This window comes from Pseudoalteromonas sp. NFXS53, from assembly GCF_056629255.1.
Map to the genome: position 1 here is coordinate 202,084 of NZ_JBWVBR010000002.1, position 23,875 is coordinate 225,958.

Below are 23,875 nucleotides of genomic sequence, written 5' to 3' on the forward strand. Positions count from 1 at the left end.
AGCGTTTTATAACTCTTACTTTTGTGCAACGGGTTGGGTTTTATATGCCCAAATCATAATACCAAGGCCAGCAATGATCATAGGCATAGATAGAATTTGACCTTGTGAAATCAAGCCTCCATATAAACCAATATGAGCATCAGGTTCGCGGAAATACTCGATACAGAATCTAAAGAAACCATAACCGAATAAGAATAAGCCTGCGACACTGCCCGTAGGACGAGGCTTTTTAGCGAACCAAATAAGCATAATAAATAACACTAGGCCTTCGAAGAAAGCTTCGTATAATTGCGATGGATGACGCGGTAATGGCCCACCAGTTGGGAATACCATTGCCCAAGGCACGTCTGTCGTACGGCCCCATAATTCACCGTTGATAAAGTTACCAATACGGCCTGCTAATAAACCAACAGGAACCAATGGCACTACAAAGTCGCCAACCGCAAAAGGTGAGCGTTTAGTGCGCCAAGCGAAAATGAAAATGGCGGTGATCACACCCAACGCACCACCATGGAACGACATGCCCCCTTCCCAGATTTTGAAAAGGTAAAGTGGGTTTTCTAATAAATAGGAGAATTGATAGAAAAGTACATACCCAACTCGACCACCTAAGATCACACCTATCATGCCGTAAAATAATAAGTCATCAACCTCTTCTGTTTTCCAACCTGAGTTTGGTTTTGCTGCTTGACGCTTACCAAACCACATTGCAAACGCAAAGCCGATTAAATACATGAGTCCGTACCAACGGACACTTAAAGGCCCAATCGAAAAAATGATGGGATCAATTTGTGGAAACTCCATAGCCTTTCCTTAATTAACAATCATGTTGGCAGCGATAACCATAAGTAGCGCTGCAAAGATTTTTTTTATTGTTGAAACAGGTAAATATTGCGTCGACTTTGCGCCTATTGGCGCCATAAACCAAGAGGTTGAGACAATGCCTATGAGAGCCGGTAAATAAACAAACCCAGCAAAGCCTTGTGTCAATTCAAAATGCTTACTTCCTGCACTGATATAGCCAAGCGACCCAAATAAAGCGATTACGATACCACAAGCAGATGCACAGCCGATGGCTTTTTTCATATCCATTGAGAAAAACGTCAACAAAGGTACAAGTAACGCCCCCCCTCCGATACCAATCATCGCAGAAAGGCCGCCTGTAATACTGGTAAAAAAAGTTAAAATAGGGCCATTTGGTAAGGCTCTCGAAGGCGGTGTCGCTGTTTTTCTACTGCTATAGAGCATTTTTAAAGCAATTAAAACCACACAAACAGAGAAGATAATCCTAACCACCGCTTCTGGGAGAAGAGAGGCCATAAAGCCACTCACTAAAGCCCCTAATGCCACACCTGACATGATCCAAGGTGCGACTTGCCACGGTACATTACCATTTTTATGATGAGCTAAAGCTGAAGACGTCGAGGTAAATAGAATAGAAGCCAATGAAGTAGCGATCGCTGCAATCACCACTTGCTCTGCTGGAAGAACATCAAAATGCAACAAAATAGCGCTTAATACAGGTACAATGATCAAGCCGCCACCTATCCCTAATAATCCGGCTAAGAAGCCTACACCACTGCCCAAAATGGCACAGTAGAGGACAAGCAGTAACAAGTCATTCATGAACGCATTCTCTTCTTATAATTTGCGCGCCATTTTACCCGATTTAAAATTGATTAAACACCTGAAATAAAGCTAAACAAACAGTTAGTGTTTAGATTGATAGAGCAATTCACTAAACTCATTCTCAATCATAAAGCTCTTAAGTAAACGGTGAACTTGTTTCGTTGTCGATTGTTTTAAACACTCGCTTAACAGTGCTTCCATATCAGCGACTTTTAAACGCCTGAGTACCCACTTCACCTTGCTCATTGTTGAAATGTTCATACTTAAACGGCGATAACCCATTGCTATCAATAAAATAGCGCCTTCAGGTTCACCGCCTAACTCACCACATAAGCTAAAGGGCAGTTCTAGATTTTGACATTGTGTAGCCACTTGGTTGAGCACTCGTAATACACTTGGATGGAATGGGTCGAAAAGATCAGCCACTTGCGCGTTATTTCTATCAACTGCCAGTAAGTATTGCGTCAAATCATTACTACCAACCGAGCAAAAGTCGACTTTGTCAGCCCACTCAGGCAGTAAATAAATGCTAGAAGGCACTTCAAGCATGACGCCGATTTCTGGTTTCTCGATTTGAATAAATTGATCAGCCCACTCTTCTTGCAACTCAAAGTAAGCTTGCTCGAGTAATTTGAGCGCTTCATCCACTTCTTCAGTATGACTGACCATAGGTAGCATAATTTTTAAGTTACCTAAGCCCGTATTGGCCTTTAACATGGCTTTGAGTTGATCTAACAATAGCTCAGGATGATCTAAAGAAATCCTGATACCGCGCCAACCTAGAAATGGATTTTCTTCCGTAAAGTTGAAATAGTCGAGTACTTTATCACCACCAATGTCGAGGGTTCTCATCACCACATTTTCTGGGTGATAACGAGTTAACACGGCTCTGTACCATTGCTCTTGTTCAGCTTGTGTCGGAAATTGGCCTTTTTGCATAAACCAAGCTTCAGTCCGGTATAAGCCGACCCCATCACAGTATTTGGCAATTTCTTGCTCTGTCGATAAATCCAAACCTGCATTCACTAACAAGCTAATATGCTCGCCATCAAGCGTTACTGCTTCTAAATGATGCTCTGCTTCAAATTTATCGTGTAGTTTACTTTCTTGAAGATGCAACTGTTTATATTCTTTTTTAAGCGCAGGCGTTGGCGAGATATAAACTCGGCCCGCATAAGCATCTAGAATGATATCTTTGTTTTCAAACTGTAATAATGGAATGTCTTCGATACCCCAAACAGCTGGAATACCCATTGCTCTAGTCAGTATAGAAGCGTGTGAGTTTGCAGAGCCATTCACACTGATCACCCCTTTTAAGCGCTCTTTTGGCACTTCGGCCAACATGGTTGGTGTCAGTGTATGCGTAATTAAAATAGTATCTTTTGGATAGGATTTAACGGCTTGCTCTGTACTCATAAGGTGGTGCAAAACACGTAACCCTATTTCTTTTACGTCTATTGCTCGCTCTTTTATATAAGGATCAGACATGGCATTAAATTGGCTCACCAAACTTTCAATGACATGTTTTAGAGCACTTTTTGCACTCCAACCTTGCTCGAGTTGCGCTTCGACCTGCCGGCCTAAGCTACGGGCATCTAATAATTGCTGATAAACTTCAAAAACCGCGACGGCTTCTTTAGGCGTAGAATCACTAAATGTTGAAGCCATAACATGAAAATCTTGCCGTGTAGCAGAAACCGCTTGTACAAAACGCTTTTTCTGTTGCTCCACATTATCGCTTTTTTGCATATCTATGCTTTCAAAATCAAGCTTTGGTATCACAACAAACCCGCGTCCTAAAGCAATGCCCGGAGAGCCCGACACCCCTTTTAAAACAGAGGTTTTCTTGGCTGTCGTTTCTACAGATAAAATTGATTTTGCTTCGGTGTTAGCTAGTTGAGATGCTAATTGAGCAGATAAAGTAATTAGAAAAGATTCTTCGTCGTTGCTAAATGAACGCGCTTGCTTTTGCTGTACAACAATAACGCCAATAACTTTTCTTTGGTGAACAAGCGGCACCGATAAAAAAGCATTATAGCCTTCTTCATGTACTTCAGGAGAGAGTTTGAATCTTGGGTGAGACTGCGCATGGGCAATATTGATAGGCTCTTCACGTTGCGCAACTAAACCAACTAAGCCCTCTGTAAAGCCAATTCTAAAATTACCGATTGCCTGAGGGTTGAGTCCATCACTGGCCATCAAAATGAAGTTATCTTGGCTGTAATCAGCAAAATAAATAGAGCAGCACTCTGTAGCGAGTGCTTCTTTGACCATGGCGACAAAACGATTAAGTGCTTCAGTTAATGTGGGCTGTTGCGCCACAGCTTCAACAATGGCTCGTAATGTCGCAAGCACAATCCTCTCCTTAATTTAACGGCGGTGTCGCCAATGATTTTGCTCTTTTGATGTATGCTCTTTTCGATTAAAAGGCATCGCAAATGGTGCAAACTCCTTCATCACTCGGCGATATACATCACGCTTAAAAGACACCACTTGACGAACCGGATACCAATAACTCACCCAACGCCAATCATCAAACTCGGGATGGTGCGTATGTAGTAAGTCTACATCTTCATCTTTACAACGGAGTTTCAATAAAAACCACTTTTGTTTTTGACCGATACACACCGGGCTTGAGTCTTTTCGGATCAAGCGCTTAGGCAGTTTGTACCTTAGCCAATGTTTAGAGCTCGCAACAATCTCAACATCTTCTGGTTTTAACCCAACTTCTTCATGTAACTCTCGGTACATGGTTTGCTCTGGGGTTTCACCATCGTCTACTCCACCTTGTGGAAATTGCCATGAATGTTGTCCATAGCGTCGTGCCCAAAAAACCTGACCTTGATTATTGCAGATCACAATTCCGACATTGGCACGAAATCCTTCGGCATCAATCACCTTAGTGCCTCATTTCTTAAGTCGATATTTTTTGATTGTTCCATAAGTTAGTGCCTACAGCAAATATAATTCCAGCTTTTTACCACCTTATCCACAGGTTAACCTTGAAGATGAACAACTTTTAATTTAGAGAAATTAAATCCACAAAAATACTGTATAAAACTCACTTTCTCCACAGATTCTGTGGATAACTGTGTTTATATTACTGTATTTATCCAAAGGCAAGAGCTAAAGCAGCACAGCAAGGAAAAAAGCGACTTGAAAAAAGCTATATATTTCAGTCAAATAGAACAAACCACTGTATAAATGAGCGGTTTTTTATTGAGCAAAAATCGGATAAATAGCACTTTTCAATCTCTGTTCGCTTTTTAAGCAAACCTCTCATAAAAGTTAAAAATCAAACCTTTCAGTAAGTTGCAAGCGTTATTTAGTGAGATTAAAGAAAAGGTTTACGAGGTGTATTGGACTAGAAATTTAATAAACCTTTCTCAAAAAATGAGAAAGGCTTTTATATTGATATTCAGTTAAGCTTCTAATTCTTTACGGACAATTTCAGCACCTTTGGCAAGTGCTGTTAGCTTGCCTCGTGCGACTTCTCTAGCGAGCGGCGCTAAGCCACAATTTGTACTGGGGTAAAGTTTATCAGCATCTACATAACGCAACGCTTCACGTAATGTATTAGCCACTTCTTCTGGCGTCTCAACGGTGTTAGTTGCCACGTCAATAGCGCCGACCATAACTTTCTTACCGCGGATCAAAGAAAGTAGCTCAATTGGTACACGAGAGTTATGACACTCAAGAGAAATAATATCTATGTTTGATTGCTGAAGCTTAGGAAATACTTCTTCATATTGACGCCACTCAGAACCCAGGGTTTTCTTCCAATCAGTGTTGGCTTTAATGCCATAGCCATAACAAATATGAACTGCCGTTTCACAGTTTAAGCCTTCAATTGCACGTTCAAGGCATTTAATGCCCCATTCATTTACTTCTTCGAAGAAAACATTAAACGCAGGCTCATCAAACTGGATAATATCGACACCAGCCGCTTCAAGCTCTTTGGCTTCTTGGTTAAGGATCACAGCAAATTCCCAAGCCAGTTTTTCGCGACTTTTGTAATGGTCATCAAATAAAGTATCAACCATGGTCATAGGACCCGGTAATGCCCATTTAATCGGCTTATCTGTTTGCGCACGTAAGAACTTTGCGTCTTCTACAAATACAGGTTTTTGACGTGAAACAGGCCCATAAACCGTCGGCACACTAGTATCATAACGGTCACGGATTTTAACTGTGCGGCGGTTTTCGAAATCAACACCATCAAGATGCTCAATAAAGGTCGTTACAAAATGCTGTCTGGTTTGTTCACCATCACTGACAATGTCTAAGCCAGTTTGATACTGTTCTTGCAATGACACACGAAGTGCGTCGTGTTTACCATCAATTAATTCTTGCCCTGATAACTTCCATGGTGACCAAAGTACTTCTGGTTGAGCTAACCATGATGGTTTTGGCAAACTGCCTGCTGTTGATGTCGGTAATAATGTTTTCATTTTACTAATTCTTTTCTAAGGTGATTAAGCACACGACCTTACGTATGTGTAAGGTCGTTTTCGGAGGCAGCAGATGATTAAGCAAAGTTTGCCGACCACTGAGCCAAAATATTTTGGTAAGGCTTTATAAAATACTCTTCAGCAAACTTACCTTGCTCTTTGGCTAAACGACTGCGCTCTTCACGGTCATAGATGATTTGTGTAAGCGAATGATCAAGGTTTTTCAGGTTTGGTTTATAAACCTTGCCTGCAACCGCGTTGGCGTTATAAATCTCTGGGCGATAAATCTTCTGAAACGTTTCCATGGTGCTAATGGTGCTTATAAGCTCTAAGTTGCTGTAGTCATTTAATAAATCACCAAAGAAATAAAATGCAAAAGGCGCAACGCTGTTTGGCGGCATAAAATAGCGCACTTGCAAGCCCATCTTTTGGAAATATTGCTCTGTCAGTGACGACTCATTCGGTAAATATTCAAAACCTAGCACTGGGTGCTGGTTTTCTGTACGGCGATAAGTTTTATTATCTGAGACTGATAAACAGATCACTGGTGGCTTTTTGAAGTTGTTTTTATAAGTCTGTGAATTTACAAAATATTGGAATAACTTACCGTGCAGATCGCCAAAATCTTCAGGAATGCTAAATTGTGGCTTATCTTTATTATGATCTAAAAGTAGCACGCTAAAATCGTAGTCACGTACATAAGACGAAAAGTTGTTGCCCACAATGCCTTCAATACGCTCGTTAGTTTGCTTATCTAAAATGTAGGTTTTAAGCACCTCAATCGACGGGAATGCCTCATCACTTCCTGTGATATCCATATCTACTGACACAATTTCTAACTCAACAGCATAACGGTCGGCATTGGGGTTATCCCAATGGGCTAGTGCATTAAAGCGGCTGTCGATCATGGTTAAGGCATTACGTAAGTTTGACTGACGACTTTCGCCACGGGCTAAATTTGCAAAGTTAGTAGTGATACGTGTGCTAGTTGACGGCTCGTAATGTTCGTCAAGACGCTGTGTTTTAATACTGAAGTTAAAATCATGACTCATAATATTCTGTATCCTTTTTAATGAGATAAATAGTAAATTGCCGCTCCCTTCACTTACCTAGCCTTTACTGAATATCTAAGTAAATCATGTTTACCTTGTACAGACTTACTAAGGAATACTTAAATTCGTTTGGTCTTGCGTTCGGAGCCCTATCAGTTATACGTATTCTTCAACTTGAAGAAAAACGGTTTAATTTCACCTAAAACTTGAGTTTGATTCACGTTGCAGGGGTCATACTTACCCATGTTGAACAATGAAAAGCCAAATTATTTTAAAAACCACAATAGAAACCTAGACGTCTAAAAATAATATTCTCTTGTATCTATTTCCTTCATACAAAACATGAGGATTTTTCAGTAGTTATCTCCCACTTAACAATAACAAGCCGTTAAGATATTGATATACTCGCGAGCAGTCTGGATGTCTATTCGATAGCAGCATCTGAGCAAGGCTTTATACCAATTGCATTAAACTTCTGATTTATTATTGCGACAGAAAAAAGGACCAATAACTAGGATGTAATTTTGGTATATAGTTGTTCTATATAAGAAATTTAAGACGACGTTATTGGGCTTTTTAGCTCGCTAGAATTATTAGTTAGTTAATAAAATTGGTATGTATCTTAATGAAGAGAAAACGAAATGAGTGAATTAATACTATTGGTGTTGTACTGTGCATTACTTGGCAGTGTTGTGGGCTTTTTAGCGGGATTATTAGGTATTGGTGGCGGTTTAGTTATCGTGCCAATACTAAGTATTATTTTACTGCATTTTGAAGTGCTACCTACTGAGCAAGTGGTTGTTGCAGCCATTGCGACCTCATTGGCTTCTATTCTATTCACCTCGACTTCTTCGGCTATTGCGCATCATAAAAATGGTAACGTGCCATGGGAATTAGCTCCTTGGATCATGACAGGTGTTGCCCTTGGCGCCCTAATAAGCGGCTTTATGGCTGCACTGTTACCTGAACACATTGTCAGAATTGTATTTGCAGTGAGTGTTGTACTTATTGCACTAAAAATGTTTTTAAGCAGTAAAACCGACACGCCAAGCGAGCGTACTTTACCAAATAAAGGGGTATTAACCATTTTAACCACCATCACTGGTGGTCTCTCAGCCATGATAGGGATTGGCGGAGGTGCACTTTTAGTACCGCTGTTAAGCTTTTTCTCGGTCGATATGAAAAAAGCCATTGGTTGTGCCTCTGCATGCGGCATCGTTATCGCCCTATTTGGCTCAATAGGTTATATCAGCTCAGGCAGTAGCCATTTTGCACTGACTGATGGCTTTGCCGGGTTTGTGTATTTACCTGCACTACTTGGTATTGTTAGCACGTCTTGGTTTACCGCCCCCCTTGGTGCCAAAGCTACACACCATCTACCCGTTACTACTATAAAGAAATTCTTTTCATTTTTACTGGTCGCCATGGCTGCAAACATGATGCTCAATTAATTATTCGCTACTAAGCAAAGTTATTGTATCTTTGCTTAGTAGCCGCCCACGCGCTCATTCGTTACAATATCGCTGATTTTGTAACGAGAGCTCACCATGCTAAAACCTTCGCCGCCACTCACCATTAATGAACTCATGCAACGCGTTGAGCAAATTGCAGGGCTGACCCTAGGCGAAATTGCAGCTGACTTTAACTTTAAAACACCTGAGCATTTACTTCGCGAAAAAGGCTGGCAAGGTCAATTATTAGAATATGTATTGGGTGCTACTGCAGGCTCAAAACCTGTACCAGACTTTGAGCACTTAGGCATTGAGCTTAAAACCATTCCCATTGGCTTTAACGGAAAACCACTCGAAACGACTTATGTGTCGGTTGTTCCGCTAACTAACCTCACAGGTATAACTTGGCAGTCGAGTACCGTAAAGAAGAAGCTCACCCATGTTTTATGGCTGCCCATTTTAGCTGAAAAAACCATTCAACCAATAGATAGAACTATAGGCTCTGGGTTTTTGTGGCAACCAAGCTTGGTACAAGAGCATCAATTACAAAGAGACTGGGAAGAACAAATGGAGCTGATAGCACTTGGCCAAATAGATGAAATTTCTGGTCATTTAGGTGAGGTGATGCAAATTAGACCAAAAGCCGCTAACAGCAAAGCGTTAACTGATGTCATTGGGCCAAACGGAACAATGACGCAAACTTTGCCACGCGGCTATTATTTAAAAATTCCCTTTACTACACAGATCCTAGCAGAACAGTTTGGCCTTTAATGCTCAGCTAGTTTATTTCCTGATTTAAAAATACAGCTGCACCTAACAGACCCGGTTGCGGCTCTGTGATCACAAACACAGGCGTCTGCTCTGCAATATGAGAAAGACGCCCTTTGGCAGTAAAACGTTCACCAAAGTCACCTTGTTTTAAAAACTCAATGAACCTAGGCACGATACCTCCAGCAATATAAACCCCACCAAAGCTACTATTGAGTAATGCTAGATTGCCAGCAAAGCTGCCTAATACTTTACAAAACTGTTGTAGCGCTATGCGTGATAGCATACAACTTCCTGAAATCGCGTTGTGAGAAATCTCAGCCGCACTCAAAGTGGTTTTGTGTACCGTGGTATGACGTCCTTCTATGGCATTTTGATAATCTAAAACCGCACTATAGATCTGCTCTAACCCATAACCAGACAATAGCTGCTCATAAGAGATCCGTGGTTTTCTGCTATCTAGGTAGTTGAATATGATCAAGTCCAACTCATCTACCGGTGCGAAATCAATATGCCCACCTTCTGAGTTAATACAATGCCAGAAATGATTGCTGTGTAGTGTGACCGGTGTAAGGGTGGCTACCCCAAGCCCTGTACCTGGCCCGCAAATCGAAATAGTGCTGTTTGCTCTACCCTTCTTTGGCCCTCGAATATGACACTTTTGCTCATCACTTAAAAAAGGCACTGACATAGCGATGGCTTTGTAGTCATTAATTAAATACAAGCTTTTTAAGCCCAACTCTGCCTTGAGCGCAGTTTGCGAAAACGCCCATGGCAAGTTTGTCATTGAGATCCAGTCTTCATCGGTTGGACAGGCAATCGCAAGACAAGCATGTAAAGACTTACCCGCGATTTCTTGCTCAGTAATGTACAATTTAAGCACATCAGACAATTCAGCAAAGTCAGCACATTTATACGTGCTGACATGCGATAACTGATTGTCCTTCGTTGCTTGCGCAAGGCGGATATTGGTACCACCAATATCCGCAACAAGTCTAATATCAGTTACATTATCCATAATCACTCACACTGAATGCTAGCGGACTTACCTTGCTCAGGTGCAAAGTGAATGTCACTGATAGATAGATTTGCCTTCCCCTTGGTAGAAATTGCAAATGGCATAATCACTTGGCTATATTTCAAACCTTGTTTAGCAAAACAATTTAAGTCGATTGATAAGTTCTGCCATTGCGTGTCTGGTAGTCTATTTAACTGCTCAGTGATGTCTACCTGTGCTCGACAGCTACCTGGTTTATCGCCTTCACTTTCACAATGACTTGAAATAATCACAGGCTGCTCTGCAAGGCCATCGCGCATAAGCTCAATCACTAGTGCGGCATTACTGGCTTGCATCATAGATAAATCTTCTCTAAACCAGCTTTTGCTAACAAACTCCATCCCCGCATTTTCAAGGCCTGTCCAAACCAGTTTGAATGCGTCTTCTTGAATATGTTTATCGATAGTGCGGTACTCAAGCCCTTTTTGTGCAATGCTGCTTGACATCACTGCTTGATTGTTTGCTCCTGAGAACAAACGCATTTGCCAAGGCGCGAAAGTCTTCCCCTTAAATACATAGCTGTTTGCATCCGCACCGTTATCAAGCTCAACTATTTCACTCAAGCGATTTGATAACACAGACTTATCACCGTACTGCAAGCCAAAGCCATAAGGCAGCAATGGCGCATAATCGGCGTCAAATCGATTTACCGGCTTACTTGGGTGACTAGGCCAAGAGAATGACAATTTACCTTTAAAGTCATTTTGCACCTTACCCGCTTTATCTGTCAGCAGCACATCTGCAACTGCATCGCCTTCAGAGCCCGGTAGCCAAGCAGCGACAAAAGCATCACTGCTATTCAACTCTGGATTGACCCAAAGTGGACGGCCACTGATAAACACTGAAATGACCGGTATACCTTGCGCTTTTAACTTTTGTAATAAGGCTAAATCACGTTTATCACCTTGTTGATATACGAGATTTTCTTTATCACCATGGCCTTCCGCGTATGGCTCTTCACCAAACACCACAATGGCAACATCAGGTTTGTTTTCAAAACTACCATCTTCACTCAGCGTAACCTTGCCACCAGCAGCTTTGATTTGTTCGGCAAGACCGTCGTAGATTGAAGAGCCACCAGGAAAGTCAGCGTTTTCATTGTTGGTGCCCTGCCAAGTAATTGTCCAGCCACCTGATTGCTTACCAATATTGTTCGCCGCATCGCCCGCAATCAGAATATTCTGCTTAGGTGAAAGTGGCAGCAAACTATCGTTATTTTTGAGTAATACCAAAGATTCTCGTACCGCTTGCTTTGCAACTTCACGGTGCTCAGCATGACCGATCAACTCTGTTTTATTAGCATATGGTCGATTTGCAGGGCTTGCTTTGTCGAATAAGCCTGCACGGAATTTCACACGTAAAATACGCGTTACTGCATCGTCAATGCGTGACATTGGAATAATCCCAGCGCGCACTTGCTTGATAGTGTTTTCCATCAAGGGTTTCCATGCATCTGTTGGTACCATGTACACATCAAGGCCTGCATTTACCGCTTGCGGACAGTCGTGGTTGCTACACCCTTTGATCTGACCATGGCCGTTCCAGTCACCTACCACAAAACCATCAAAACCCATTTTGTCTTTTAAGACATCGGTAAGCAGGTATTTATTGCCGTGAATTTTCTCGCCATTCCAGCTATTGAAAGACGCCATCACAGACTGAGCACCTGCAGTTAAACCGCCCACATACCCTTGCGAATGAATGTTGAATAAATCCAACTCTGAGTCGATGTTGTTACCTTGGTCGTCACCTTTTACCGTGCCGCCGTCACCCACAAAGTGCTTGACTGTACTGATCACGCGGTCATCGCCTAAGAAGTTATCGCCTTGCGTACCCTGCAACCCATGAACAATGGCAGCAGCATATTCTTTAACTATCTCAGGATCTTCCGAGTAACCTTCATAGGTTCGACCCCATCGATCATCGCGAACCGTAGCAACAGTAGGCGCGAATACCCAATCGATACCGGTTGCCATCACTTCTTTTGCGGTTACTTCGGCAATTTTTACAATCAAGTCTGGATTATTTGCTGCGCCTAAGCCGATATTATGCGGGAACAGCGTCGCGCCAATCACATTGTTGTGACCATGTACCGCATCTGTACCCCACATAGTTGGAATGTTAATGCCATCGAGCGAATCATCAACCGATGCTTGATACATGGCCTCTGCTAAATCAACCCAATCTTTCACACTTGAGTGTTTATTGTTATTTGGGAACGCTCCACCACCATTGAGATATGAACCAAAGCCATAGCGACGCATATCTTCTACTGTGATGTCGCGGATCTCAGGTTGGATCATTTGCGCTATTTTTTGCTCTAACGTCATTTTTTCCAGTAATTCAGCGACTTGTCGCTCAATCTCCGGGTCTTTTTTAACTTCAGAGTTAATTGTCGGCCATATATCTAAGCCAGACTTTTCTACCTCAACAGTATCGTTTTGTTTTGCACATGATGCCAACAAACCTGTGACCATCACTGCAACTAATGATTTCTTTAAACGCTTCATTTTATTACCTCTCAGAAGAGCTATTTACAGGTTTATGGCCTTTTAAGCCGAAGTAGCCAATGAATACATAACACAGTGCTGGCAATAAGAAAGACAGTTGAACGCCGACGACATCGGCAAGCATGCCTTGGAATAATGGCACGATTGCACCACCTACAATGGCAAGACAAAGTAAGCCTGCGCCATGACTTGCTGCATCGCCTAATTTATTGATTGCTAAACTGAAGATGGTTGGGAACATAATTGAATTGAATAAGCCCACAGCCAAAATTGACCACTTCGCCACAGCACCCTCTGACATCACTGCAACCACAAGCAAGACAATGGCCATCACTGCATTGAATGCCAGTACTTTACCCGCTGCGATTTTTTGCATTACAACAGCACCGATAAAGCGGCCGATCATGGCACCGCCCCAATAATAGGCGATTAACTTAGCAGCTTGCGCTTCATTCAAACCTGCAATATTTGGATCATGTAAGAAGTTCACTAAAAAACTACCGATTGCGACTTCCGCACCTACATATAAAAAGATGCCAATGGCGCCGAGTTTAAGGTGGGTGTATTTCAGTGCGGTTTTAATTGACGGGGTTGATTGTTCACTTTTACCCAACTCTGGCAGCTTAATAAAGGCGAATACTACAGCTAAAGCCAATAGCGTCAGCGCTAAAAATAAATAAGGGATTTGTACCGCTGTCGCGTCAGTTTGCGCAGCTGTATTTGTCTCTGAGAAAATCAGCCAAGCACCAAAAAATGGCGCGACGGTTGTACCTAAAGAGTTAAACGCTTGCGTCATAGTCAAACGAGAAGAAGCTGTTTTTGCAGGCCCAAGTGCGCTCACAAAAGGGTTAGCTGACACTTGCAAGACCGTGATACCTGCAGCCAGTACAAATAGCGCCCCTAAGAATAAGGCATACACGCCCAAAGCCGCCGCAGGATAAAATAAAAAGCACCCAAGACTGGCTATTGCAAGGCCCGTGATTATGCCCTTTTTAAAGCCAATTTTACTCACTAAAGTGCCCGCAGGAATAGACACGATAAAATAAGCGCCAAAAAAGCAAAATTGCACCAGCATAGCTTGGGTGTAAGTGAGGGAGAAAGCGTTTTTTAAATAAGGGATAAGAATGTCATTTAGACAGGTAATGAAACCCCACATAAAAAACAAAGTGGTTAAGGTGATCAACGCAAAGGTGTTATTCTGCGGTTGTTCAACCTGATTGTTTGTATCAAAAGTACCTATAGAGCTTGCCATAGTCATATTCCAGCATGCCAAACCCAGAGCGCTCGCATATAGAGGTTGCTAGCACCTGAGTTTTAATTAATCTTGAATGGCTTACCTCAAAAAAGAGGTAAGCACTTGTTATGAGTTATATTGAATTAATTGAACGAGTAACGAACGCCCACCGCATAACGAGGGCCATATTCTCTTGCAAATAAAAACTGGCGCTCGTAACGGCCGTAGCCTTGCTCTGTTTCGTTATTCAAGTTGATGCCTTCAAAGAACACAGTTACTTGGTCGTTCAGATCATAGTTCACACTCATATCCCACTGGCCAAATGCCTTAGCAAATTGTGGTGGGTTATCTGAAGAGCCCTGATCTTGACCAACACCAATCAAGTATTCATCACGCCATGCGTAAGTTAACTTGATTGATAAACCATCTTTTTCATAGAAAGCTTGGAAGTTTGCTGAATCGCTTAAACCTGTTAATGGGGTTTGCTGGTCTAAACTGTTTACATCGAATTCAACATCGCCGTTTACGAAAGTCGCATTCACGCCTACACCAAAACCTGTCTCACCTATTAGGTGCTGAACAGCAAATTCAATACCATCTACTGACTTAGTATCTGGCGCATTAAATGGACGAGTGATGTCCCATACCATCAAAGGATCATCCGCGTTTGGTGTGATATAGCCTTGCTCGTTTAATGTTGAACCATTCGCTTGCACCTGGGCAAAAATAGCATCATTGGTAGCTTGCTCTCCTCGACCTTCAATATCAGCAACTGCTTGGTTCCAACGAGGGCCTTTGTAAATGTCATTAAAGCCTTCAATCGTTGTAGACACAATCTGACTACCAATGAAGTTTTTAACTGATTTATCAAAATAACCAATCGCTGCGTAGCTGCCTTCTGCGTAATAGTATTCTAAGCTTAAGTCAAAGTTTGTAGACTCAAATGGTAACAAGTTAGTGTTACCTTCACTCGCGTTGCGCGAGCCAATTTTTGGACTACCTGATAGGCTACGACCGCCTGCTAAATCGCCTAAAGGCGCACGCGAAATGGTTTTACCCCAAGAAACACGTGACACTAAGTCGTCGGTTAACTCAACTTTAATATCAAGCATAGGTAAAAACACATCATGTTCACCTGTTAGTGTTAGCGTGTTGTTTTCACCAGGAAGGTATTGAGTATGCCATTCACTTCCGCCTTTCCACCAAACTGAAGTTGGAACAGGTTGGAATACATTACTGGTTACATCTGTTTCTTCGTAACGCACACCAGCATTTAACTGCACAGGAAAATCTGCAACTTCAAACTCCCAGAAACTTGATAAATAAATACTGGTGGTTTCTTCTGTTACCGAGCTCTTAGAGAAAGTGCCCATATCGTGGTATGCCGTCGTGGCAAAGTAATCATCACCACCTAACAGCTCGTTGGTTAAAAACGCTTCTGAACGAGCAACGACTTCATCAAAATTAAACGTGTAATAATAGTGAGGATTTAAATCACTGCCACCGCCTGCAAAGGCATCTAAAAAATCGCTAGTGTCATGTTTAGTAAACATGCCATCAGGGAACATTTCAGGCCAAGATGGATTAAATAAGAAACCACCAATTAGTCCACTCCAAGCATTAGAGCCACCCATTTCTTGTTCAGTACGCGCAGCACCAAACTTAATGTTTACCAGACCAATATCGTCATAATAAACATCCCAGATACCATCTAATTGAATTTGATCAACGCTGGCTTTACCCGGAGAATGAATAAATTGACTAAAATGAGAGTCCATTTCACTGGCTAGCAGTTCGTTTGTGCCATTTTTCCAAAGGATATTCGCATGCGGTACTTCGCCGGTACGGTAGTCGTACATTTTAGTAATCAGTTGGTCTGATCCTAAAACCAGTGAACCATGGCTACCTAATCCTTCATCTGCACCATTATCTGTCTCACTTTGAGAGTCATGGTAGTCTAAAACTAGTTTTAAAGAATCAGTAACTTGCCAATCGAAGTTAAAACCTAAAGAGCGCTCTTCTACTTCTGTCGTTGCACGAGATGCCGTAAACGAGCCATCATTACCACTGATATCAGCATAAACAACCGTGCCATTTTCATCTAGCTCATACGCATTGATATTGCCACCATAGTCGTTCCACATACCCCAACCGATAGAGTTCATACCAGTCACGGCTTTGGTACCTACATAGTCTAATGTGAAGACCATGTTATCGACAGGTGCATATTGAAAGACCACATGGCCGTTGGTTCTTTCACGCTGGTAATCGCTGATACCGTAGTTCATATCTCGCGGGAAGAAGTGGTTACCAACACGCTTGCCATCAGCGTCTAGTGGACGAGGGTCGACCACTTTATCTTCATCTAAATTACCAGGTAAATCGACATTCGCTTGCCAACCCTGAATATTGGCCCCTTGCTGTTGAAAGTCTCGACGATGATGGTTAAAAGAAATGGCAAAACCCACGGTATCGTCTAAATAAGCGTTTGAATATAGTGCTGAGAACTCAGGTGTGACATCTTCGCCCGCTTCATTTGATGTGTCATGTATCGCTTTAGCCGATACAGAAAACTTCTCTGTGGCGCTGCTAAGTGGTTTTGCAGTTACAATGTTGACCGTTGCACCTAGACCACCTGTTGGGTTGTCAGCTCGCGCTGTTTTATAGACTTCTAATGCCGATACACCACTTGAAGATAAATTTTCAAAGCTGTAAGAACGGGTATTACCCGTACCTGGCATTTGGCGACCATTTAAAGTCACTAGGTTAAAGTCAGGACCAAAACCACGCACCGTGATTTGGCTACCTTCACCATTACTACGGCTAACTGCAACACCTGTAATACGCTGTAATGACTCAGCTAAATTAGTGTCTGGAAACTTACCCATTTCTTCTGCTGAAATAGCATCAACAACACCCGACATATCACGTTTTACATTCATCGAACGGATCAAACTGCCTTTGATACCACGTACTTCAATGACTTCAACGTCTTGATCTTTATCGGCTTCGTTCGCAAACACATTGACTGTAAAGCCAGTGCTTAATGCCGCACATATACAAAGTGCGATTTTTGATTGTTGGAATTTGAATGTGTTCATAATTACCCTACTAAAATCTTGCTCAGTGAGGAGCGTGAACAACCACGCTCGACCTTATCGGTTAGTGTTAAAGTGCTTTGATCATCACGTTATCTACGCGATAAACCGCACCCTCTCCCGCTCCCCAAGCAGGGAAAAACATTAAGACATCGATGGCACTGATATCTAAACCAGCATCAGTTAAGTCTTTTAGTGAATAGGTATAAGTTTGCCATTCACCAACCTCTGGTGCTTTGCCTTCTTGGCTACCACTTAACGGTAATTCAGCAAAGCTGCTTGCACCAAGAGATTCAATTTTGAATAACCAAGCCGCATCGGCATTATTTGGTGCTGTTACAACTTTTAGCTCAAATTGCACTACGCCAGTTTCAAACAGTGCTGATGCATCAATAAAGTGCTCATCTTCTGCGAATAGGCCTAATACAGTGGGCTGTGCACCCACTTTAAACTCTGCCGTCATACCATGTGCTGTGTCGTCGTTTTCAAGTGTCGGTGTTGAACCACCACAACAGTCCCACAGCGACCATTTTTCTTTCACATCATCGGCAAATAACACATGGCCCATGAAAGCATCCGACGCATTTGGGTCATAAATCTTCACATTATCAACACGGTAAATTGCACCGGCACCTTGACCCCATGCAGGGAAAATCATTAACACATCAATTGCGCTTACATCTAAACCTGCATTCGCTAAGTCAGATAATTTGAATGTGTATTTTTGCCACTCACCTGCTACAGGTACTGCCTGCTCCATACTGGTTGATAAGTCGACTTCGGCAAATGAGGCAGCGCCTACTGACTCAACTTTGAACATCCAAGGTGCTGCTGCATTATCTGGCGCATTGGTGATCTTCATTTCAAATTCAATCACACCATTAGACAAAATTGACGTTGCATCAAATGGGCTTACAGTACCGCCTTCAAGTATATTGTCAGCACGAGAAATAAAGCCCATTACAGTTGGCGCATCACCAATTTTAAATTCAGCAACATTTCCGTGTGCATCATCGTCTAGCTCGACTGTTGGTGTTGAACCACCACAACAGTCCCATAACGGCCAGCTTGGGTTTTGTTCATTTTCAAAAACAGTTAATTTAGGAGATGCGGTATCAGCTGCAATCTTCATATTCGCAACACGATACTGCGCACCTTCGCCAGTGCCCCATGCAGGGAAAATCATCACTACATCAATGGCACTTAAATCAAGGCCACCATCTGCTAGTGCTTGAAGAGAAAATTCAAAGGTTTGCCACTGGCCAACAACTGGTTCAGTACCTGATATATTTTGCGAAAGAGGGATTTCAACGGCGGTTGTGCCTTCTGAGCTTTCTAGCTTAAGCATCCAAGTAGAGTCAGCATTATTTGGTGCAGTCACGATTTTCATGTCGAAACTTAGCTTGCCTGTTTCAAGCATAGGTGACGCGTCAAATGGAGATGGCTTGCCAGCTTCGTCAGTAATAAAAGCCTCGCGTGTGATGAAGCCATTTACTGTAGGCTCTGCACCCACTACAAACTCAACTACATTGCCTTTCATTTCATCTTCAACAACTAGTGGTGTTGAGCCGCCACAACAATCCCATGCTGGCCAGTTAGGATTAAACGAACCATCAAAAATTGTTAAATTTTGAGCAACACCAGTTGATGGCGGTGAAGGAATTGGTGCTTTACCCTCTACTAGGGCATCGTCCATTGAATCATAGCCTGCACGAACCGTTTCACAGCCTTTACCGGTATCAACGTTCTGCTGACATTGATAAACACGTACAAAGTCGATCTCGAATGTTTGACCATTCTCAAACGCGCTTGCGTCAACACCTGTTTCGTTGACGTTTTCAGGCCAATTTCCACCTACTGCAAAGTTCAGTAACATATGGAATTCTTGGTCAAACGGTGCATTATCGTAATGAGTCGTTAATTCACCGCTTACTTGGTCGTAGTATTCAGCAAACCAGCCTCGGTGTTTTAAACCAACCGTCTCGCCTTTTGAGTTAGTACGAATTTCAGAGCGACGCTGTGTTGCGTATAAGTAATCGTCTACATACCAACGAATTTCACCTTCTTGCCACTCTATTGCATACGTATGGAATTCATCAGCTGGGTTTACACCATCAGGTAGTTTGTACGCTTTGCCAGAGTTCACATTATCAGGCCAATCTTTACCATAATGCAGCGTGCCATATACGTGACTCTCTGGGTTGCCATCGGCATCTTTGGCTTTTAAATTTACCGCTTCAACAATGTCGATTTCACCAGATTTTGGCCAACCACCATACACTTCATCAGTAGGAAGTAACCAAAATGCCGGCCAACTGCCTTGCCCGCTAGGTAATTTTGCACGTACCTCAAAGCGGCCATATTTAAAGTCAGCTTTGTTTTTCGTTACCATGCGGGCCGATGTGTATGGCTTTTCAGCACCCTCTTCTGCAGGCAGAGCTACAATTTTAAGTGTGCCTTCACTGACAAATGAATTTGCTTCATTGTCTGTGTAGCACTGCTTCTCTTCGTTACCACCGCCTAAGCAGTTAACCTCATGGGTCCATTTTTGACTATCGATTGACGACCCATCAAATTCATCACTCCAAACCAGCTTCCAATCACTCACTGGTGCTTGAGGGTTGTATTGAGTTGGATCTGTTTTCGTCTCAGCACCACCGCCGCATCCCACTAAGGTAGATACTGCGATTAAGGCACCAACATGTGAAAAATGTTTTGCAACTTTTATCATAATGTGTGTTCCAAATATGCGACTTTGTTGTCATAACAATTCATGAGGTAAGTTTTAATATCTTATTATTGATGATCTCTCACAAATTGCGCATGGTGTGCAGTAAACAGACAAGCATGTAAACTGCGCCTGACTTTATCCTGTTCCATTAACCTCATTGTTACAATGCAGATTCGGTATCATGAAATAGAGCTGAGACGCCCGCGCTATGCGTCAAAATAGTGCGCGACAAAACGAAACAAATTTACGACGAGAGGTGTGAGCCTTTTATTGCTTGGGTTAATGAGGTGTTTTTATATTAGGGTCGTGCGCCATATTGGCGCACTTATTTGATAAGTTGCTTTGAACTGATGCAGTTCAGGCATTAAATGTAAGTTAAGTGTTAAATCAGGCTTAATTTATAACTGGCTTTTCAGCAATAAAATTTTGTAAAACAGGGCTGTAATTTCTGCTGACTTTTAGCTCAATATCATCATCCAAAGTCACTATACTCTCGTTGTTTCGAAGCGGCTTGATGCTTATCACGTGATTTAAATTAACTATGGTCGATTTATGAATTCGTGCAAATTGTTTTTCGTCTAATAACGACTGTAATTTCTTCATGGTGATCCGTAATACATGGGTGTCTTTTTCAGTATGCACACACATATAGTCACCTGCTGCATCTACCCATTTTATTTCTTTAACTGGGACGAGCACTTTTTCATTATCGCTGTTCTTAATCACAATCTCTTGATTGATTGAGGTAGGAAGGGCTTCATCTGATTCAAGCCACTCTTCTAGCTCGGTGATTTCAATCCCTGATGTCTCACCTAGCGCATTGAGTAATTTAAATTTCTCTTTTTCTGCTTGGTGGGGGTTTTGTCGCTCAAGTATTCTCGACACGGTTTTTTGCAAACGACCTAAGTTTGCTGGCTTAAGCACATAATCAATGGCATTAAGCTCAAATGCTTCAATGGCATACTCACTATAAGCACTGACAAACACTATCATAGGTAATGTATCTGCTTGCATGGCCTGCACGACTTCAATGCCATTTAACCCAGGTAACTGTAAGTCAAGAAATAACACATCAGGCTCTAAAGTTTGACAAAGCTTGATGGCTTCATCGCCATTTTCAGCCTGACCAATTACTTTTATCTCAGGAATTTTCGCCAGACGAAGACTTAGGCCCTCGAGGGCTAATGGTTCATCATCAACAATTACAGCCGTTAATTGTTTAGTCATTATTCACCTCATAAGGCATCGTCATGGTTACTGTACTTCCTCTTTCTTGATTAGGTGCCAAAGTCACCTCACACTCGCCGTTGAACATCACATCTAATCTTGAGCGGGTATTTTGTAAACCAATACCAAACCCTTTACTGTGTAATTCTTTTACAGCTTGGCCCGTATCCATTATTTTAATTACTAAACTTTCGTCGCTTTTATATGCCTTAAAAGTGATCTTAGCACCTTCTTTGCTTGGCTCTACCGCATACTTAACCGCGTTTTCAATAATAGGCTGGCACAGCATATTAGGCAGTACACAATGCATTACGTCTCTATCGACGTCAAAGTTTACTTTAAGGCGTTTACCAAATCGGACCTTTTCAATCGACAAATAGAGTTTCAGCAACTCCAATTCGTCTTTCATCGTACTGTTACTTTGTTTTGTCGCTTCTAAAGAATGTCGGAAAAAGTCACATAATTTGTCTAGCATCTCTGACGCGGTATCGTTTTCTTCTTTTAAGATCAGCGTCGAAATCGCATTCATTGTATTAAACATAAAATGCGGATTGAGCTGATAACGTAACATTTCGAGTTGTGCGTCTTTCGCTAAAGTCTGTGCTCTTAATAATTGTTCATGTTCTCTTTGTAGCTTGCTGTTATAAAGCATAATGAAGAAAATTGACGTCCACACAAACATGGTCGCTAAAGAAAACAGTAACCAACCACCGAATTCGAGCATATTCCATGCTTCATTCCACTGTTGGCTATGCACAATTACTTTGTAACTACCTAGCTTAATAATGTTATACAGTAAACCCAGCACTGCAGCCGATGAAAAACTCATTATTAAAGTTTGCTTCAAAGTATTGTGAATAACTCTTTGAATAAACAACCACTGCAATAGAGAAAGACAAAAACCACTGAGCGTTTCGACAATGAGGTTAATTATTTGACCAACTAAATTAAAGTCAGGGGAGTCAAATTGCGGGCGAATAATGGCTATAAAGACCACAAACATGTAACCAAGCCAGCCGCCTATCTGTAAGCTCCAAAACTGTCTAGACAACCTTTTAAAAGCAGAAGATTCTAATTCGAGAGGGTTACTGTCTGTAAGGTGGGCCTTATTGAAAACGTTCAAAGCTTACTCTATTTGTCATGACTCTATAAATACTTTATTCAATAGAAATAAATAGGCAAGCAGAAAAGCGAAATGTATAAAACACAGGCACAAAAAAGCCGCCTTTTTAGGCGGCTTTTATTAAATCAGTTAAAAATTACTGACCTTTGATTTCGCTACGACCGTTGTAAACCGCTTTGTCACCTAGCGCTTCTTCGATACGAAGAAGTTGGTTGTACTTAGCTACACGGTCTGAACGACATAGTGAACCAGTCTTGATCTGACCTGCAGAAGTAGCAACTGCTAAATCAGCGATAGTCGCATCTTCAGTTTCACCTGAACGGTGAGAGATAACCGCAGTGAAACCAGCTTCATGTGCCATTGCAATTGCTTCAAGTGTTTCTGTAAGTGAACCAATTTGGTTAAACTTGATAAGGATTGAGTTACCGATGTTTTCATCGATACCACGCTTAAGGATCTTAGTGTTCGTTACGAACAAATCGTCACCTACTAGCTGAACCTTGTCACCAATCTTGTCAGTTAGTACTTTCCAGCCTGCCCAGTCGCTTTCGTCAAGACCGTCTTCGATTGAAACGATTGGGTAACGTGCAGCAAGGTCAGCTAGGAAGTCAGCGAAGCCTTCAGAATCGAATGCTTTACCTTCACCTTTAAGGTCATATTTGCCGTCAACATAGAACTCAGACGCAGCACAGTCTAGTGCAAGTGTGATGTCTTTGTTTAACTCGTAACCTGCAGCAGCGACAGCTTCAGCGATTACTTCTAGTGCTTCTTCGTTTGACTTAAGGTCTGGTGCAAAACCACCTTCATCACCTACTGCCGTGTTAAGACCACGTGCATTTAGTACTTTCTTAAGGCTGTGGAAGATTTCAGCACCCATACGTAGTGCTTCACGGAAGCTTGACGCGCCAACAGGCTGGATCATGAACTCTTGAATATCAACGTTGTTATCAGCGTGCTCACCACCGTTGATGATGTTCATCATAGGTACTGGCATTGAGTACTTACCAGAAGTACCGTTGATGTCAGCTATGTGTTCGTATAACGCAACACCTTTATCTTCTGCTGCTGCTTTCGCTACTGCTAGAGATACAGCTAGAATAGAGTTTGCACCTAATTTTTCTTTGTTTTCAGTGCCGTCTAAGTCGATCATGATTTGATCGATAACGCGTTGTTCAGTCGCGTCTTTACCAGCTAGTGCTGATGCGATGTCGTTATTGATGTAGTTAACAGCAGTAAGTACGCCTTTACCTAGGTAGCGTGACTTATCACCATCACGTAACTCAAGTGCTTCGCGAGTACCAGTAGACGCACCTGATGGTGCACACGCACGGCCCCAAGCGCCTGACTCTAAATGTACATCAGCTTCAACGGTTGGGTTACCGCGAGAGTCCATAACCTCACGACCAATCACTTTAACGATTTTTGACATCTTGATTCCTCTTATTCCCATAGTGGTGATAATGTTTTATTGATAGCTATTTTCCTGTATAGGATTAAATAACGGTTTTACCTAACCCCATAATAACCATTGGTCTGCATTGTTT

Annotated in this window: 16 protein-coding genes; 2 read left to right on the forward strand and 14 right to left on the reverse strand. The window is 42.1% G+C overall.

All coding sequences use genetic code 11. The annotated features are described in order from the left end of the window. Positions 1 to 15: 15 nt before the first annotated feature. From lgt to AC1HJP_RS03755, 6 genes are all read right to left on the reverse strand, one after another. Positions 16 to 804: a prolipoprotein diacylglyceryl transferase gene (gene lgt, locus AC1HJP_RS03730; RefSeq protein ID WP_480360427.1), complete on the reverse strand. Its 789-nt coding sequence runs from the start codon at positions 802 to 804 to the stop codon at positions 16 to 18. Positions 805 to 813: 9 nt separating this feature from the next. Beyond that, positions 814 to 1,626, reverse strand: coding sequence for a sulfite exporter TauE/SafE family protein (locus tag AC1HJP_RS03735; protein ID WP_480360428.1), 813 nt, complete (start codon positions 1,624 to 1,626; stop codon positions 814 to 816). 84 nt (positions 1,627 to 1,710) lie between these two features. After that, positions 1,711 to 3,984 carry a phosphoenolpyruvate--protein phosphotransferase gene (ptsP, locus tag AC1HJP_RS03740; RefSeq protein ID WP_480360429.1) on the reverse strand — a complete coding sequence of 758 codons (2,274 nt, stop codon included), beginning with the start codon at positions 3,982 to 3,984 and terminating at the stop codon, positions 1,711 to 1,713. A gap of 15 nt (positions 3,985 to 3,999) precedes the next feature. After that, positions 4,000 to 4,527 carry an RNA pyrophosphohydrolase gene (rppH, locus tag AC1HJP_RS03745; RefSeq protein ID WP_390441095.1) on the reverse strand — a complete coding sequence of 176 codons (528 nt, stop codon included), beginning with the start codon at positions 4,525 to 4,527 and terminating at the stop codon, positions 4,000 to 4,002. 524 nt (positions 4,528 to 5,051) lie between these two features. Next, positions 5,052 to 6,080, reverse strand: coding sequence for a methionine synthase (locus AC1HJP_RS03750; protein ID WP_480360431.1), 1,029 nt, complete (start codon positions 6,078 to 6,080; stop codon positions 5,052 to 5,054). A gap of 77 nt (positions 6,081 to 6,157) precedes the next feature. After that, positions 6,158 to 7,132 carry a DUF1852 domain-containing protein gene (locus tag AC1HJP_RS03755; protein WP_480360432.1) on the reverse strand — a complete coding sequence of 325 codons (975 nt, stop codon included), beginning with the start codon at positions 7,130 to 7,132 and terminating at the stop codon, positions 6,158 to 6,160. Between the two features lie 641 nt (positions 7,133 to 7,773). Here AC1HJP_RS03755 and AC1HJP_RS03760 point away from each other — a divergent pair. Beyond that, a complete protein-coding gene (locus tag AC1HJP_RS03760) occupies positions 7,774 to 8,583 on the forward strand; it encodes a sulfite exporter TauE/SafE family protein (protein WP_480360433.1) in 810 nt (269 codons plus the stop codon). A 96-nt stretch (positions 8,584 to 8,679) separates the two neighbouring features. Continuing rightward, positions 8,680 to 9,354, forward strand: a complete 675-nt coding sequence (gene mutH / locus AC1HJP_RS03765) for a DNA mismatch repair endonuclease MutH (RefSeq protein ID WP_480360434.1) — start codon at positions 8,680 to 8,682, stop codon at positions 9,352 to 9,354. Between the two features lie 7 nt (positions 9,355 to 9,361). On the opposite strand, the gene AC1HJP_RS03770 is transcribed toward mutH, so the two are convergent. The 8 genes from AC1HJP_RS03770 to eno form a co-directional block, all read right to left on the reverse strand. Further along, positions 9,362 to 10,369 (reverse strand): glucokinase, encoded by a 1,008-nt coding sequence (locus AC1HJP_RS03770; RefSeq protein ID WP_480360435.1) that lies wholly within the window; start codon positions 10,367 to 10,369, stop codon positions 9,362 to 9,364. 2 nt (positions 10,370 to 10,371) lie between these two features. Continuing rightward, the gene (locus AC1HJP_RS03775; protein ID WP_480360436.1) at positions 10,372 to 12,918 is read right to left on the reverse strand and encodes a glycoside hydrolase family 3 protein; all 2,547 of its coding nucleotides are present in this window, start codon (positions 12,916 to 12,918) and stop codon (positions 10,372 to 10,374) included. Between the two features lie 4 nt (positions 12,919 to 12,922). Next, positions 12,923 to 14,170: a sugar MFS transporter gene (locus tag AC1HJP_RS03780; protein ID WP_480360437.1), complete on the reverse strand. Its 1,248-nt coding sequence runs from the start codon at positions 14,168 to 14,170 to the stop codon at positions 12,923 to 12,925. 125 nt (positions 14,171 to 14,295) lie between these two features. Next, entirely contained in the window at positions 14,296 to 17,253 is a 2,958-nt protein-coding gene (locus tag AC1HJP_RS03785; protein ID WP_480360438.1) for a TonB-dependent receptor, read from the reverse strand. 67 nt (positions 17,254 to 17,320) lie between these two features. Next, complete coding sequence (locus AC1HJP_RS03790; protein WP_480360439.1) at positions 17,321 to 19,981, reverse strand: family 16 glycosylhydrolase; 2,661 nt, start codon at positions 19,979 to 19,981, stop codon at positions 17,321 to 17,323. 393 nt (positions 19,982 to 20,374) lie between these two features. Continuing rightward, positions 20,375 to 21,208 (reverse strand): LytR/AlgR family response regulator transcription factor, encoded by an 834-nt coding sequence (locus AC1HJP_RS03795; RefSeq protein WP_480360440.1) that lies wholly within the window; start codon positions 21,206 to 21,208, stop codon positions 20,375 to 20,377. Then, entirely contained in the window at positions 21,201 to 22,331 is a 1,131-nt protein-coding gene (locus AC1HJP_RS03800) for a sensor histidine kinase (RefSeq protein ID WP_480360441.1), read from the reverse strand. Before AC1HJP_RS03800 ends, AC1HJP_RS03795 begins: the two co-directional genes overlap by 8 nt. 136 nt (positions 22,332 to 22,467) lie before the next feature. Then, positions 22,468 to 23,760, reverse strand: a complete 1,293-nt coding sequence (gene eno / locus AC1HJP_RS03805) for a phosphopyruvate hydratase (RefSeq protein WP_480360442.1) — start codon at positions 23,758 to 23,760, stop codon at positions 22,468 to 22,470. Positions 23,761 to 23,875 lie beyond the last annotated feature (115 nt).

Excerpts from the sequence above, each read along its gene's own strand:
- AC1HJP_RS03770 (WP_480360435.1), bottom strand. The coding sequence starts at position 10,369 with ATGGATAATGTAACTGATATTAGACTTGTTGCGGATATTGGTGGTACC.
- AC1HJP_RS03750 (WP_480360431.1), bottom strand. The coding sequence starts at position 6,080 with ATGAAAACATTATTACCGACATCAACAGCAGGCAGTTTGCCAAAACCA.
- eno (WP_480360442.1), bottom strand. The coding sequence starts at position 23,760 with ATGTCAAAAATCGTTAAAGTGATTGGTCGTGAGGTTATGGACTCTCGC.
- mutH (WP_480360434.1), top strand. The coding sequence starts at position 8,680 with ATGCTAAAACCTTCGCCGCCACTCACCATTAATGAACTCATGCAACGC.
- AC1HJP_RS03785 (WP_480360438.1), bottom strand. The coding sequence starts at position 17,253 with ATGAACACATTCAAATTCCAACAATCAAAAATCGCACTTTGTATATGT.
- AC1HJP_RS03780 (WP_480360437.1), bottom strand. The coding sequence starts at position 14,170 with ATGGCAAGCTCTATAGGTACTTTTGATACAAACAATCAGGTTGAACAA.
- AC1HJP_RS03735 (WP_480360428.1), bottom strand. The coding sequence starts at position 1,626 with ATGAATGACTTGTTACTGCTTGTCCTCTACTGTGCCATTTTGGGCAGT.
- AC1HJP_RS03755 (WP_480360432.1), bottom strand. The coding sequence starts at position 7,132 with ATGAGTCATGATTTTAACTTCAGTATTAAAACACAGCGTCTTGACGAA.
- AC1HJP_RS03790 (WP_480360439.1), bottom strand. The coding sequence starts at position 19,981 with ATGATAAAAGTTGCAAAACATTTTTCACATGTTGGTGCCTTAATCGCA.
- AC1HJP_RS03775 (WP_480360436.1), bottom strand. The coding sequence starts at position 12,918 with ATGAAGCGTTTAAAGAAATCATTAGTTGCAGTGATGGTCACAGGTTTG.
- lgt (WP_480360427.1), bottom strand. The coding sequence starts at position 804 with ATGGAGTTTCCACAAATTGATCCCATCATTTTTTCGATTGGGCCTTTA.
- AC1HJP_RS03795 (WP_480360440.1), bottom strand. The coding sequence starts at position 21,208 with ATGACTAAACAATTAACGGCTGTAATTGTTGATGATGAACCATTAGCC.
- AC1HJP_RS03760 (WP_480360433.1), top strand. The coding sequence starts at position 7,774 with ATGAGTGAATTAATACTATTGGTGTTGTACTGTGCATTACTTGGCAGT.